This is a genomic window from Microvirga rosea, assembly GCF_020595095.1.
In the GTDB taxonomy this organism is placed as follows: Bacteria; Pseudomonadota; Alphaproteobacteria; order Rhizobiales; family Beijerinckiaceae; genus Microvirga; species Microvirga rosea.
The window spans coordinates 88,462-103,056 of the sequence record NZ_JAJDOP010000008.1; the positions used below are offsets into that span (position 1 = coordinate 88,462).

A 14,595-nucleotide genomic window follows, 5' to 3' on the forward strand; every position below is an offset into this window, starting at 1 on the left:
CCTAATCCACCATCGCGGCGAGCTTACCGGCCGTCAGGGCCGCATCCACATCGTGGTTGATGACCTCGACCGGGGCTCGCAACTCCTCGCGAAACGCCGCTGCGATAATCGGATGAAGGCGTGTTCCTCCACCGACGAGAGCGACGGGACGGGGACCGATCCGCTTGATCAAGCTGTTGGCAAGCCGAGACAGTTCCCGGCCGGCCTCGCGCAAAATGTTCAGGGACAGGAAGTCGCCATCCTGCGCGGCGTCCGCAACCGCCTTGGCAAGAAGGCCGATCTTTCCGCGATCGCCTCCGTAGACGAAGGTCCGCACCACGTCCCAATCCGTGCCGCCGAGCGCCTTTGCGAGGGTCTTGCCGAGGGGGCTCGTCCAGCCTTCGCCCGGGCTCTCCTCCTCCTTGCGCAGGACCGCCTTCAAGGCCTCTCGGGCGATCCAGAAGCCGGAGCCGCCGTCGTCGATCAGGTTCCCGCGCCCGCCGACACGGATCACCTGCTTGTCGGGTGACAGATAGTAACCAATGGAGCCAGTGCCACTGTAAACGAGAATGCCGTCCCCGAGCGCGAAATAGGATAGATAGGCAATCCACATATCCTCCGCGACGAAGATGCGATTTGGAGAAAGCGAGAATACCTCCGCCAATATCGTGCGCATGGCCGTTTCGGCCGGAGTGTCGCGCGTCAAGCCCGTGATGCCGGCAACAATCCCTGCCGGCGCTCCGGTTTGTGCGACCGCGGAGGCCATCTCTGTGCTGATACGCCGTGCACGCTCCACCGCCGCCGGAGAGAAAAGATGGCCGGTCAGCGGTTCGACGGAGCCTTGCGCCAGACATTCTCCTGCGCGGTCGACGAGACGCCACCGTGTCGCCGTTCCGCCCGCATCGATACCAAGCCCCAGCCCCATGACCTGTTGCTTCCCTGACCCGAGACCTTTCTAGATCTGGCGCGGGGGCGGACTCAAGTCGCGATATGCGAAAAGTGTGCGAGAGCCTCGCGCAGATTGCCGTCGCTTCGTGCAAGAGCCTCTTCGGCATCCGAAGGCGACACGCCGAGAGCGATCAACGAGGCGAGCTTCATGTCCCCGTTGGCCTGGCGCAAGGCTTCAACGGCTTTTGCGTCGTCGCAGCCGGTGATCTGGGAAACCATGATCTCGCTCCGTCGCCGCAGCTTCGCATTCGTCGCCCGCATATGAACCATCAGGCCGCGATAAACACGTCCAAGACGGATCATGACGAGGCTGGACAGGAGGTTGAGGATGACCTTCTGGGCCGTCCCGGCTTTCATGCGTGTGGAACCGGCAATGACCTCTTCGCCCGTATCCGCCATGATGGGATGAGAGCAGACATCGAGGATCGGCGCGCCGGCATTGTTCGAGATTCCGATGGTCTGGGCGCCGCGGGCTTTCGCTTCTTCGAGCGCCGCAATCGTGAACGGGGTTCTGCCGCTGGCGGCAACGCCGATCACCACGTCATTGGGACCAACGGCGGAGGCCCTGATGCCCGCGATCCCCTGCTCAACGGAGTCCTCGGCATCCTCGACCGCCTTCAGAAGGGCTCCTTCGCCGCCTGCGATCAGGTAGACGAGCTTATCGTCGGGCCAGTTGAAGGTCGGGGGAAGCTCGGTTCCGTCTTGAACGCCGATCCGTCCCGAGGTTCCAGCGCCCACATAGACGAGGCGCCCGCCGTTCCGGAGCCGCCCGGCAGCCTCCTCGGCGGCGGCGGCAATCGAAGGGAGCGCCGATCGCACGGCGGCGACGGCAGAAAGCTGTCCTTCGAAAAAGGCGGTGAGGATGTCGAGGCTGGGCCAGGCATCCAGATCCTGGAAACGGCTGCTGAAGTTTTCGGTGGGCATGATCGCTTCTTTCTTGCAGACCAATATAGGTCCAGTTGCCGCATTCAGCAATTCTCGGAAACACCAGGATGCAAGATCTTCAGGCCTGTTGCGCGTCTGCATCGAACGAGGCGATCACTCGCTCGCCCGTGGCACGGCGCAAGGGCAGGATGCCGCTCTCCGTGTGACGGGAAGGGTGGACGCGGTTGGTGAGAAGCGTCCAAGCGAGACCACGCTCGAAATCGATCCAGAGACCTGTTCCCGTAAAGCCCGTATGCCCGATGGTCGATGGGGAGCAGGTGTCGCCACCATGCCATCCCTTGTAGGCGCCCTCCCACCCCACGGTGCGCTTTTCGGACTCACGGGTGCGGATCGCTTTCAGGGAAGCAGGCGAAAGCCCGGAACCGTCGAGAAGCGATCGGGCAAAGTCCAGAACGCCGTCAATGGTGCCGAACAATCCCGCGTGACCGGACGCGCCTCCCAAGGCAAAGGCGTTTTCGTCATGCACCTCGCCCTGGATCATGCGGCCCCGCCAGGTGCATCGCTCGGTTGCCGCGCAGTTGCCGGGGTCCGGCTTGAATGTAAGTTGCGGCGGGAGGGGTTGATCGATGAGAGGCTGTCCGGTCATGCGCTCAATGGCGATCCCAAGCAGCATGAAGTTGATGTCGGAATAAACCGGCGGCCCGCTTCTCCACACTCTCTGCAGAATAAATGCCCGCAGGGTCTGTGGATCCTGGCCATAGGTGTAAAGGGGTTCGACCGCCGGAAGGTGGGTTTGATGCGCCAGACATTGCCGGAACGTCAGCTTTCGTTCCGCTGCCTCCATGTCGTACTGGCGAAGATCGGGAATGACCTTCACCAGTGGATCGTCAAGGGAGATCCTTCCCTCATCCACGAAGGTCAGGATTCTCGTCGTGGTGAAGATGACCTTGGTGAGGGATGCCAGATCGAACCAGGTCTGGCGCGACAAATCTGCTTGCGTCGGTTCGATCTGCGCCATCCCGCGCCAATGCACGGCGCGCCGTCCATCGGCCGTGATCAGGCCGAGGATTGCTCCCGGAATGGATCCGCGAGCAATTGATCCTGCCGCCGGTTCGAAAGCCTGCTCGACAATGACGTCCAGATTCATGACACGACGGTTTAGGCTGCGCGGTGCAGTTCGCCGCCGGGCATGGGATGGGGCACCCCGGTGGTGGTCGGCAGGCTCAAGGGCAATCCTCTCATGGAGCGAACCGCCAGATAGCCGAACGCTTGCGCTTCAAGAAAGTCCCCATTCCAGCCGACACTCTCCACGGGCTCGACGCTCACGCCCAGCCTTTCGCGCATGCGTCTCATGAAATGGGCATTGCGTCGTCCGCCGCCCGTGACCACCCAGCGAAGGGGGGCCTTCGGCACATGCCTCAAGGCGGCGGCAACGGACTCGACGGTGAATTCCGCAAGAGTTGCGGCGCCGTCCTCATCGGAAAGCGCTTCGACACCCTTTGCTCTCGCGTGAAAGTCCTGTCGATCGAGGGATTTCGGAGCTGGACGATCGAAGAAGGGGTTGGCCATGAACGTGGCCACGAGATTCTGGTCCGGATGGCCCGACGCGGCGATCTTCCCATCCTCGTCGAAAGCGATTCCTCTGCGACGAAGGACGAAATCATCCAAAAGTGCGCTTGCGGGTCCCGTATCGAAGGCGATCACCGTATCGCCATCGATATAGGTGACATTGCCGACCCCGCCGAGATTGAGAATCATCAGGGGTTGGGCCAGCCCGTGCGCGAGAGCCCGATGGTAGAGCGGAACGAAAGGTGCGCCCTCGCCACCTGAAGCCACATCCGCATGACGGAACCGATCGACCGTGTCGATGCCCAGCCGTTTTGCAACGATGGGCCCAAGCCCTAACTGGCGCGTGAAGCGAATCTCCGGACGATGGTAGACCGTCTGGCCGTGGAAGCCGATGACGCCGACATCCGCCGCGGCGATGCCTGATTCACTCATGAAACGCCGGACGGCATCGATGTGAGCATCCGTCACCGCCTGATCGAGATCCTCCAGCGGCTCGCTCTGGGCACGCGTCGGCTCGGCAATCAAAGCCAGAAGCTTGTTTCGAAGATCTTCGGGATAAGGAAAAGTCTGCCCGGAACCTGGGTGCACGATCGTGTCTCCATCGGTTTCGACGATGGAAACGTCAATTCCGTCCATGGACGTGCCGCTAATGACGCCAATCGCTTTAACGGGCGAATATTGCAACATCGGTCATCTCCGGAAGAGCCAGGGTCCAGAGGAACCATAGCATACCCTCCGAAGTGGTCTAGAGTGGTATGATATTGGACCATGACAGGTTCACGGGGATGACCTATAAACCAGAAGCGGCTTGCAAGGGAGAAAAGACGCATGTTCAGGTCGGTACTGCGGAGCGCCGTCGGCGCAGGCGTATTGGTGGCGGCTATGGCTTCAGCCTCGGCTCAGGTGCTGGAGATCGGAATGGACAACGGGCCGACAGGGCTCGATCCGCACCTCATCACGGCCTTCCCGAGTTTCATGGTCGTGAACGGCAATATTTATGAAGGCCTGACGGCCGTCGACAAGGACCTCAAGGTCGTTCCTGGCCTTGCCGAGTCCTGGACCGTCTCATCCGATGGCAAGACCTATACGTTCAAGCTCCGCTCGGGTGTGAAGTTTCACGACGGCACCGACATGACGGCTGAAGACGTCGCGGCGACGATCCGTCGTGTCCAGAGCAAGGACATCGCGTCGCCTCTCGCCAGCCGTCTCTCCGCCATCGAGGGCGCCAAGGCCGTCGATGCGCAGACGGTCGAGCTGACCCTGAAGGAGCCTTCCGCGCCGCTCCTTTCTTCGCTTGCCACCATCGCGGTTGTGCCGAGCGAGACGGAGACCAACAAGGATATCCTTCAAAAGGCTCCGGTCGGAACGGGCCCCTTCAAATTTCAGGAATGGCAGCCGAACGGCTTCATCCTCCTGGCGAAGAACGACGCCTATTGGCAGAAGGATACGCCGAAGCTATCGGGCCTGAAGTTCAACATCGTTCCTGAATCGGCGACGCGCCAGGTTGGTCTGACCAACGGCCAGTATGCACTTCTGCCGAACATCGATGCGGCAACGGCGCTTCAGCTCAAGGGAAAGCCGAATGTGACGCTCGGCGAGACCTTGGATCTTGCCTATACGCTGATCGGCATGAACGTTTCAAAGCCGCCCTTCGACAATCCCAAAGTTCGTGAAGCAGTCAATTATGCCATCAACCGGCAGGAAATCGTCGATGCGGCGCTTTTCGGCGCCGGCGTTCCCGGAGGTCCCCTGTCTCCTGCGCTGAAATCCTGGGCGCTCGCCGTCAAGGACTTCCCCTGCTACAGCCCCGACCCCGCCAAGGCACAGGCGCTTCTGAAGGAAGCCGGTGTCGCCGTGCCGGTTGCGGTCACCATGAATGTTCTGCCGCGCCAGGACGTCAAGGATATCGCCCAGGTGGTTCAGGAGCAGCTCAACAAGGCGGGCTTCAAGGTCGAGCTGAAGAACCAGGAGCAGGGCCAGTTCATCCAGGATTGGCGCAACAGCAACTTCGACATGTTCGCCTCGATCAATGCCGGAAGCCCTGATCCGGACGAGTATTTCTACCGGACGTTCCGCACCGGCGGCTCGACAAACGTCTTCAAGTACTCGAATGCGGAGATCGATCAGCTCCTGGACCAGGCGCGCACCCAGCAAGATCCGGCTGCTCGCAAGTCCGCGTATGATCAGGTGCAAAAAACCCTCGCCTGCTCGGGACCCGTGGCGCACCTGACCTACGGCACCCTGTTCTCGGCCATGCGTGACAAGCTCAAAGGCTACGAGGTAATGCCGAACCGCTCCCTCGTGACCTTGAAGAACGCAAGCTATTGAGCCTTCAGGGACCCGGCGCCGGCGGAAGCCACGCCGGGTCCCTCAGCGGTTGATACATAGATATCCCGATGAGTCGTATTCTGCTTTCACGGTTGATCGATCTGATCGTCGTTCTTTTCGGCGTCTCGATCATCGTCTTCCTGATGATCCGCCTCATTCCGGGCGATGCCGTGGCCATCATGCTCGGTGCCAACACGGAGATCACCCCGGAGCGGATGGCGGAGCTCAACAGCCGTGTCGGCTTGGACAAGCCGGTTGTGGAGCAGTATCTCATCTGGGCCGGTTCGGCTCTGCGCGGGGATTTCGGAACGTCTCTTTGGACGGGACGTCCCGTGTCGACCGAGATCCTGAACCATCTGTGGCCGACTCTCGAGCTGACGATCCTGTCACTCCTCATCGGAGCCGTTCTGGCCGTGCCGGTGGGATGCTGGATGGCGCAGACCCGTGGCGGAGCCGCGGATGTCGCCATGCGCATCGGAGCCATCGCAGGCCTGACGATTCCCTCTTTCTGGCTCGGCATCGTGCTGATCCTCTTGTTTTCCGCCTTCATGCCGAGCTTCTCGTCTCTCGGGTATGTTCCGTTTTCGGAGGATCCTCTGGGAAACCTGCAGCGGATGACCCTTCCTTCCGTCGCTCTCGCGCTGCCGATTCTGGCCAACCTGTCACGTCTCGTTCGTTCGGCGATGCTGGATGCCCTCGGACAAGACTATGTTCGCACGGCAAGGGCCAAAGGGTTGAGCGAGCGAAAAGTCATCTACAAACATGCTCTTCGCAATGCCTTGATCCCGTTCCTGACGAGCGTCGGCATCATGACGGGCTATCTGCTCGGGGGCGCCATCGTGGTGGAACAGGTCTTCGCCATTCCGGGCCTCGGACGTCTCATTCTCGGTGCCATCGCCGAGCGCAACTACCCTCTTATCCAAGCCACGATCCTCATCGTGACGGCGGGCTTCGTGGTGGTGAATTTTCTCGTCGATTTCCTTTATGTCATCGTCGATCCCCGGGTGAGGGCATAAGCCGTGTCGCGTTTGGCCAGAAGCAAGCTCCTCACATTCGCGATCATTCTTGTCGTCTTGCAGGTTGTTCTCGCGTTCGGCGCGCCTTGGTTCGCTCCGTATGACCCCATGGCTCAAAGTATCGCTCGCCGTCTCAGAGGGCCGACCGCCTTGAACTGGCTCGGGACCGATCAGCTTGGGCGGGACGTGCTGACCCGCATCCTCTACGGATACCGCACCTCCTTGATCGCGTGTGTGCTGGCCGTCGGCATAGCCCTTCTGGCAGGCGGCACCCTTGGACTCATGGCTGCCTATTATCGCGGCTGGCTCGACCGCATCATCATGCGGATCATGGATGTGCTTTTTGCCTTCCCGGTCATGCTCCTCGCGATCGGAATCATCGCCGTTTTGGGGCCTCATACCTATAGCGCGGCCGCTGCTATCGCGGTGGTTTACACCCCGATCTTCGCCCGCCTCCTGCGCGGACCGGCCTTGGTTCTGTGCGAAAGTGAATATGTCGCGGGCGCGAAGGCCATCGGCGCATCGGATAAGCGCATTATCTTTCTGCACATCCTTCCCAACCTTGCTTCCGTCATCCTGGTGCAGACAAGTCTTCTGCTTTCCGCCGCGATCCTCGTGGAAGCATCGCTGTCCTTTTTGGGCCTCGGCACACAGCCGCCAACACCATCTCTCGGCTTGATGTTGTCAGAAGGGCGCAATTTTCTGCAACTGTCGCCATGGAGCGCGATTTTCGCAGGTTTTGCCATCCTCTTTCTGTCGTTCGGCTTCAACCTGCTCGGTGATGCCTTGCGCGATACTCTCGATCCGCGCCTCCGGGGTCAGTCATGAGGATCGAGCCGGCGAAGCGCGAGGATATTCCAAGACTCGCGCTGATCGCCGAGCTATCCTACCGCTCGGCCTTTGCGGGAATTCTCGAAGACGAGATTCTGTCTACACGAGACGCCGCCTTCTTTGCGGAGCGTTTTGAGACATCCTGGGAGCGAATGCTCGTCGCCTTTTCCGGCGAAAGTCCGTCAGGATTTCTTCTCATGACGGAGGGGCACATCGACATGCTGTTCATGGATCCTCGCTCCAGCAGGCGTGGCGGCGGAGCGTTGCTCCTCCGGGAAGCGGAGCGGCTCGGGGCAACGAGTCTGGAATGCTTCCGGGACAATCGCCATGCGCGCCAGTTTTATGAGCGGCACGGCTGGCGCGTCGTCCATGAATACGAGCGTGACTTCGCAGGCAGAAGCCGCAATTTCGTTCTCTATAAGAAGCCCTTTAGCGCGGTGTCACAAAGCAACGACACGGCCAGTCCTGACAGCTTCATCCGCAGCAAGGACAATCCTTAAGGAGCGGACCGCATCGTTCATGTGATCGGTCAGATCCAAATTCTCGTTGATGGCCCGCAGGAGAAATCGCTGTTCCCGCTCGCACAAGGCATCATGATCAGGCTCATCGGCCGTATCGATATGCTCGTCTCTCCGAGCGAATGTTCCATCCGGCGTCAGGTCGGCATGGTGCAGCAGGATCCGGTTCGTCTTGGTATGTGCATTGATATCGTCCGAGCGAATATCTCCCGCCGTCTCCGCCATGACGATGCTGACACTACCTTTTGGACCGATAACGTCCTTCACGAAGTAGGCCGTCTCACTCATCATCGGCCCCCATCCGGCCTCGTACCAGCCCACGGAGCCGTCATCGAAGCTGACATGGAGATGCCCGTAATTGTACATGCCCGGCGGCATGTCGTCAGTCAGGCGGGTTCCGACAGCATGAACCTGGATAGGGTTGGCACGGGTGATCTGGCACATGACGTCGACATAATGCACGCCGCAATCGACGATGGGCGACAGGGACTGCAGCAAACGCTTATGGGCCTCCCAAGCCGGTCCGCTTGATTGCTGGTTGAGGTTCATGCGGAAGACGTGGGGGGATCCCAGCGTCTTGGCAATCTCGATGAATTTGATCCAGGACGGGTGATGACGCAGAATATAGCCGATCACGAGCTTGCGGTTTGTCCGGAGAGCCGTGGCGACAACGCGCTCCGCATCCGCGACATTGTCAGCGAGCGGCTTTTCGACAAAGACATGTGCGCCTGCTTCCATGGCCTTGACGGCATAATCGGCATGGGTATCCGACCAGGTGTTGATGGACACGACGTCGGGCCTGAGGGAGGTGAGCGCTTCCTCGAAGTGAGTAAAGCGTTGCGCCTTATGGAGGGAGCTTGGCAATGCCATGCCTTCGATATTGCGCGTGCAAAGGCCCACCACATCGAAGCCCTCGATCCGGTCATAGGCCTGCGCGTGAGACAAGCCCATATTTCCAAGGCCGACAACCAGAACCCGCTGTGTGCCCATGGCATGGTCTCCTGTGTTAATCCCCGTCGATCCAGGTTTGCCGAACCGTGAGATCGTCGTCCAGCAAAACGAGGCTTGCCCGATAGCCAGGCGCGATGCGGCCGAATTCGTGGTCGAGGCGCAGGAAGGCTGCCGGGACGAAAGAAGCCATCCGAAGAGCCTGCCCCACGGAAAGACCGAGGCGATGAACGGTGTTTCGGACCGCGCTCGCCATATCGAGGTCGGAGCCGGCTAAGGTCCCGTCGGCTGTCGTGAGCTTTCCATCCTTGCGATAGATCGTTCGGCCGTGCAGCTCAAAGCTCTGCATCGCCGTTCCGGTAACGGACATGGCGTCCGTCACCAGCATCATCCGGTCCACCCCTTTTGCCGCGATCGCGATCCGAAGCGAAGCATCGTCGACGTGGTGTCCGTCGACGATCAGGCCGCACCAGGTCTCTTTCGTATCCAAGGCAGCTCCGACAGGTCCTGGCTCGCGTCCCATCAAGGGAGGCATGGCGTTGAAGAGGTGCGTGAATCCGCGCAGGCCATGGCTATAGGCCTCGAGCACATCGGCGTAGCTTCCGGCGGTGTGCCCTGCGCAGAGCAAAACTCCTGCCCGGACCAGTTTCGAAATGGCGTCAGGGCTGTTCTTCTCCGGCGCGAGGGTTACCAGAGTCCGGCCCTCGGACAAGGATGTCAGGATGGCGATGTCCTGATCGTCGATCGGACGCATATAGTCCGGATTATGCACACCCTTTCGTTCCGGATTGATGAAGGGGCCTTCCACGTGGATTCCGAGAACGCCGGGGATCCGCGCCGCAAGGGCCTGCTGCATTGCCTTGACAGCCTCGGCCATGCGCTCCCGGGTGTCCGTGATGAAGGTGGGGAGAAGTCCGACCGTGCCGAATTGCCGATGTGCCTCCGCCATGGTGCGCAAGCCTTCGACGGTTCGCACATCGTTGAACAGAACGCCGCCGCCGCCGTTGACCTGAACGTCGATGAAGCCCGGCGCCAGGAGACCTTCAACCGCGCGGCGCTCAATCCGTGCCGACAGCTCCCCCTCGCGAAGAACGGCGACGATCCTGCCGCCTTCGACAACAACCGCCCGCCCTTCCAACATGCTTTCGCCGTCGAAGAGGCGAGCGCCGGTCAGCGCGTAGATCATCAGACGGTCTCCGTCACTTTGCGCAGGCGGGGAGGGGCGTCCGGGTTATGGCCACGGCCTTGCGCGATGGCGTTCACGAGAGGGTAGAAGCTCTGGATCAGGGCGATGGGTGCGATAAACGGATGGATCCCGTCGACGGACGGCAGCGTGACGGCCGCAGGGCCCTCCGCCGCCCCGGCGACGATGACGGGCACCTTCTGATCGCTCAGCTTCGTGACAAGATCGCTAACGCCGCTGAGCGTCTCGTCGCGCTGGCTCAGAACCAGGACGGGGAAGTGGCCCCCCGCGAGAGCCCAGGGACCATGCATCAGCTCGGCCGCGCTCATGGCCTCGGCATGGATGCCGGAGGTCTCTTTCAATTTCAAGGCCGTTTCCTGCGCCATTGCAAAGCCGACACCCCGGCCGACGACGAACAGGTTGTCGGCCCGCGCGAGAAGCGGAAGGGCTGCCGACCAGTCCAGAGCAGCAGCTTTTTCGAGAACGTCCGGTAAGCTCTCCAGGGCCGCGAGAAGATCCGAGTCCTGAGACCAATGCGCCACGAGCTGGAGCGATGCGGCAAGGGCCGCGATAAACGACTTCGTGGCTGCAACGCTTTTCTCGGGCCCGGCGTGGAGAGGCAGGACGACTTCGCATGTGGCTGCCAAAGGTGAGCTCGTATCGTTGACGAGCGCCACGGTCAGCGCGCCGTCATTGCGACCTGCTTGCGCGAGATTCAGAATGTCCGGGCTGCGGCCTGACTGAGAGACGGCGAGAAAGAGCGCCTCCCGCATGCGGGGACGTGCTTCGTAGACCGAGGTCACCGATGGCCCCACAGAGGCCGTGACGAGACCGGAATGGATCTCCAGCAGGTATTTGGCGAAAGTTGCCGCGTTGTCGGAACTTCCGCGGGCGCAGGTTACCGCGAAGGGAGGCGGTGCTGCGCGGAGGCGTTCACCCAAATCACGGCAAAGGTCCGCATTGCTGGCAAGAAGGCGTGCGACCACCTGAGGCGCCTCGCGCGCTTCGCGCAGCATATCGGTGGAAGCTGAGGAATTGATTTCAGGCATCATGATGGGTCCGGTCCGGCGGGCTGATCGTCAGCTCCGCTACGAAGTCATAAGCATCGCCCCGGTAGTAGGACGAGGTGAACTCGACCGCCTCTCCCGTTGCGGTGAAGGAGCGACGTTCGATATACAGGGCAGGACTCTTGATCGGCACCTGGAGCAAGGAGGCCTGCTCGTCGGAAAGAAGTACAGCATGGAGCCTTTGCAGGGCCCTTGCCGGAAGCACTCCCTGCTCATGGAGAACGGCATAGAGGGACTGCTTGACGAGAGATGGATCCGGAAGAAAACGGCTTGGAACGACAGCATGCTCGATCGCCATCGGAATTCCGTCTGCCAGACGAAGGCGGTTGACGCGGCTCACCTGATCCCCGGGGGAGAGGCCAAGAGCCATCAATTCGTTCGGTGAAGCCTGCCCGATGGAACGGCTGAGGAGAATGGCAGAGGACGGCAGGCCTCGAGCCGACATGTCGTCCGTAAAACTGGACAGGCGAGAAAGAGGCTGCTCCAGTCGCATGTGCGGTGCGATGAAAGTGCCAGACCCCCAGCGTTGAACGAGGACGCCTTTCTTCACGAGGCCCGTGATAGCCTTCCGCACGGTAACACGCGAGACCCCAAGCTGTTTGGCAAGGTCGCGCTCCCCCGGCAGGGCATCATCCGCCTTGATGGTTCCCTTTCGTACCGCATCCTCGATGGATTGCTGCAGCTGAAGGTAAAGCGGCGTCGGATTTCCCTCGTCCAATGAGACCAACGCTAAGGCTTCCGGAGCCTCATTGTTCATCGCGGCCTCCTCGGCGAAGACGTATGGGTCGTTTGCCGCGCAAGAAGAATGGCGCCGTCCATCGCGTCGGCCTTCGGCTGTACGATGACCTGCTGCAGCGGCGGAGCGAGCCAATGGCGCAACGGTTCCGACAACCCGCCGAAAAGGCAGAGTGCCGGCGCGCCGAGGTCGAGCAGCCGTGTCGCGATCTGAGCCATCTGTCGAGCCGCCTCTTCGATCAGGACAAGGCCGAGCGGGTCGCGGCGCTGAGCATGTTCAAGCACAAGAGGTGCATAGCGGGCATAATCGGCCGGCCGTGCCTTGCCGACCCAGTCCACGATCGCTTCAGGACTGTGACCGAACTCGCCCAGAATCGCATCCGACAAAGGTGTCGACGGAATGCGTCCGTCATAAGCCCAGATGGTGTGGCGCAGGACTTCGCGCCCGATGGCGGCGCCGCTGCCCTCGTCGGAGATCTCGTAGCCCCATCCACCGACATAGCGTCGTTCACCGGCTACGACACCATAGCCGCAAGAGCCTGTACCGACGATCAGAATCGCACCGTCGCCACCCCCGAATGCACCCAACCATGCCGTATGGGCATCGGTGTCGATCGAGAAGGAGCCGAATGGGTGTGAGCGGGACAAAAGGCGTTCCACCGCACTCGTTTGTCCTGCTCCCGCGGCGCCCATGCCGGCATGGATCCTGCTGAAATCGAATTCCTGAAGATTTGCTTCCGCAAGGGCAGCGCGACTGGCGGAGAGAATCGATGCCCAAACGACATCGGGATCGAGCCTGATGTTCGACGGCCCGCCGATCCCCTCGCCGAGAAGGTTCCCATCACTATCGCGCAGGCGTGCCCGACACTTGGTGCCGCCCCCATCAATGCCAAGAAATAAGGAATCCGTCATGTGGTGAGGCCGCGCCTGACTCGAAACTTCATCTCGGTCCGGCACCATGCCACTTAATGTCCACTTCGTGAAGAGCGCAATTTTTTGACCGGCTCTCTTGCGATTTGCAAACTTAACATGACAGTATTACACGACGGAAGCGCGCGTTGAAGATAGGACAATGGTTCTATGGGGCTGGGAACAGGGGATCTTGCAGGCCTCATCTGACGGCGATACCAATATAAGATCACTTGCCCGCTCTGGCTCCGAGTGGAACAGTCTGATGAACTTCGGGAGAGCCTTTGAGAATGCGGAAAAACCCGCACAAGGCAAGTCGAGGGATAATGGAACGGGTCATGGCAGGCGCCCTAAGGCCTGACGGAGGAAGAACGACAATGAGCTTTCTTGAATCCAAAGATTTCATGAAACGAGCCGGACGCTTTCTGGCCACAGCTTCGGTGGCGGCCTCGGCACTCGCTTTCGCCCATGGAGCCTCAGCTCAAACGTTGACGGTCGAAAGCTGGCGCAACGACGATGCCGATGTTTGGAATAACCAGATCATCCCGGCCTTCAACAAGAAATATCCGAATATCAAGGTACAGTTCAAAGCCGATCCGCCGACCGAGTATAACGCGGCTCTCAACGCCCGCCTGGCGGGCGGGACGGCCGGGGATCTCATCACGTGCCGGCCCTTCGATGCTTCCCTCGATCTCTTCAAGAAGGGGCATCTCGTTTCTGTAAACGACGTTAAGGGAATGGATAACTTTTCGGACGTGGCGAAAAGTGCCTGGTCCACCGACGACGGAAAGACCACGTTCTGCATGCCGATGGCTTCGGTCATCCATGGCTTCATCTACAACAAGGCCATCTTCGACGAACTCAAGCTGACACCGCCGAAAACCGTCGCCGAGTTCCATGCCGTGCTCGACAAGATCAAGGCGAATGGCAAATATACGCCGATCGCCATGGGCACCGCCGATCAGTGGGAAGCCGCAACGATGGGTTTCCAGAACATCGGCGTGAATTACTGGAAAGGCGAGGAAGGCCGCAAGGCGCTGATCGAGGGAAAGCAGAAGTTCACTGACGCTCCCTATGTTCAGACGTTTACCGAGCTTGCCAGCTGGGCGCCTTATATGGGCGACGGATTCAAGTCGCAGAAATATCCCGATACGCAAAATCTCTTCACGCTTGGGCGAGCGGCCATTTACCCGGCCGGGTCATGGGATATCCCGATTTTCCGCAAGCAGGCGGATTTCGAATTTGACGCCTTCGCTCCTCCCGCTCCGAATGCTTCGGGCAAGTGCTATATCAGCGATCACACCGATATCGCGCTGGGCATCAATACCAAGTCGAAGAATGTCGAGGCTGCAAAGACCTTCCTGAGCTGGATCGCTTCTTCCGAGTTCGCGGATATCTATGCGAATGCTCTGCCGGGCTTCTTCCCGCTTACAAAGGAAAAGGTCACGGTGAAGGATCCGGTTGCGGCCAAGTTCGTGGGATGGCGTGATACCTGTGAGAGCTCCATCCGGAACTCCTATCAGATCCTGTCCCGTGGAACGCCGAATCTCGAGAACGAGCTTTGGAATGTGAGTGCTCAGGTCCTCAATGGCACCATGAAGCCCGAGGAGGCCGCGAAGAAGGCCGAGGACGGGTTGGCCAGCTGGTACGAGCCTCACAAGAAGTAATCGCTCCATTTC

Annotated in this window: 14 protein-coding genes; 5 read left to right on the forward strand and 9 right to left on the reverse strand. The window is 60.4% G+C overall.

The features are described from left to right. Position 1 precedes the first annotated feature (1 nt). The 4 genes from LJD17_RS18525 to LJD17_RS18540 form a co-directional block, all read right to left on the reverse strand. Positions 2-904, reverse strand: coding sequence for an N-acetylglucosamine kinase (locus LJD17_RS18525; RefSeq protein WP_227385693.1), 903 nt, complete (start codon positions 902-904; stop codon positions 2-4). Positions 905-957: 53 nt separating this feature from the next. Continuing rightward, positions 958-1,851, reverse strand: a complete 894-nt coding sequence (locus LJD17_RS18530; RefSeq protein WP_227385694.1) for an N-acetylmuramic acid 6-phosphate etherase — start codon at positions 1,849-1,851, stop codon at positions 958-960. Between the two features lie 79 nt (positions 1,852-1,930). After that, a complete protein-coding gene (locus LJD17_RS18535) occupies positions 1,931-2,959 on the reverse strand; it encodes a serine hydrolase domain-containing protein (RefSeq protein ID WP_227385695.1) in 1,029 nt (342 codons plus the stop codon). Positions 2,960-2,970: 11 nt separating this feature from the next. After that, a complete protein-coding gene (locus tag LJD17_RS18540; RefSeq protein ID WP_227385696.1) occupies positions 2,971-4,068 on the reverse strand; it encodes an anhydro-N-acetylmuramic acid kinase in 1,098 nt (365 codons plus the stop codon). A gap of 141 nt (positions 4,069-4,209) precedes the next feature. Here LJD17_RS18540 and LJD17_RS18545 point away from each other — a divergent pair, with 141 nt between their 5' ends. The 4 genes from LJD17_RS18545 (at position 4,210) to LJD17_RS18560 (ending at position 8,056) form a co-directional block, all read left to right on the forward strand. Beyond that, on the forward strand, positions 4,210-5,709 hold the full coding sequence (locus LJD17_RS18545; RefSeq protein ID WP_227385697.1) for an ABC transporter substrate-binding protein: 1,500 nt from the start codon (positions 4,210-4,212) through the stop codon (positions 5,707-5,709). A gap of 68 nt (positions 5,710-5,777) precedes the next feature. Continuing rightward, on the forward strand, positions 5,778-6,725 hold the full coding sequence (locus LJD17_RS18550) for an ABC transporter permease (protein ID WP_227385698.1): 948 nt from the start codon (positions 5,778-5,780) through the stop codon (positions 6,723-6,725). 3 nt (positions 6,726-6,728) lie between these two features. After that, a complete protein-coding gene (locus LJD17_RS18555) occupies positions 6,729-7,553 on the forward strand; it encodes an ABC transporter permease (protein WP_227385699.1) in 825 nt (274 codons plus the stop codon). Next, positions 7,550-8,056, forward strand: a complete 507-nt coding sequence (locus tag LJD17_RS18560; RefSeq protein WP_227385700.1) for a GNAT family N-acetyltransferase — start codon at positions 7,550-7,552, stop codon at positions 8,054-8,056. The genes LJD17_RS18555 and LJD17_RS18560 overlap by 4 nt, the downstream gene beginning before the upstream one ends. On the opposite strand, the gene LJD17_RS18565 is transcribed toward LJD17_RS18560, so the two are convergent. From LJD17_RS18565 to LJD17_RS18585, 5 genes are read right to left on the reverse strand one after another with little or no spacing between them, the layout of a single operon-like run. Beyond that, entirely contained in the window at positions 7,997-9,064 is a 1,068-nt protein-coding gene (locus LJD17_RS18565) for a Gfo/Idh/MocA family oxidoreductase (protein ID WP_227385701.1), read from the reverse strand. The genes LJD17_RS18560 and LJD17_RS18565 overlap by 60 nt on opposite strands. A 16-nt stretch (positions 9,065-9,080) precedes the next feature. Continuing rightward, positions 9,081-10,208: an N-acetylglucosamine-6-phosphate deacetylase gene (gene nagA / locus LJD17_RS18570; protein ID WP_227385702.1), complete on the reverse strand. Its 1,128-nt coding sequence runs from the start codon at positions 10,206-10,208 to the stop codon at positions 9,081-9,083. Continuing rightward, the gene (locus LJD17_RS18575) at positions 10,208-11,257 is read right to left on the reverse strand and encodes an SIS domain-containing protein (RefSeq protein ID WP_227385703.1); all 1,050 of its coding nucleotides are present in this window, start codon (positions 11,255-11,257) and stop codon (positions 10,208-10,210) included. Before LJD17_RS18575 ends, nagA begins: the two co-directional genes overlap by 1 nt. Further along, on the reverse strand, positions 11,247-12,029 hold the full coding sequence (locus LJD17_RS18580; RefSeq protein ID WP_227385704.1) for a GntR family transcriptional regulator: 783 nt from the start codon (positions 12,027-12,029) through the stop codon (positions 11,247-11,249). The genes LJD17_RS18575 and LJD17_RS18580 overlap by 11 nt, the downstream gene beginning before the upstream one ends. Next, positions 12,026-12,919, reverse strand: a complete 894-nt coding sequence (locus LJD17_RS18585) for a BadF/BadG/BcrA/BcrD ATPase family protein (protein ID WP_227385705.1) — start codon at positions 12,917-12,919, stop codon at positions 12,026-12,028. Before LJD17_RS18585 ends, LJD17_RS18580 begins: the two co-directional genes overlap by 4 nt. A gap of 401 nt (positions 12,920-13,320) precedes the next feature. On the opposite strand from LJD17_RS18585, the gene LJD17_RS18590 reads away from it, so the two are divergent. Next, the gene (locus LJD17_RS18590) at positions 13,321-14,583 is read left to right on the forward strand and encodes an ABC transporter substrate-binding protein (protein ID WP_406600847.1); all 1,263 of its coding nucleotides are present in this window, start codon (positions 13,321-13,323) and stop codon (positions 14,581-14,583) included. Positions 14,584-14,595 lie beyond the last annotated feature (12 nt).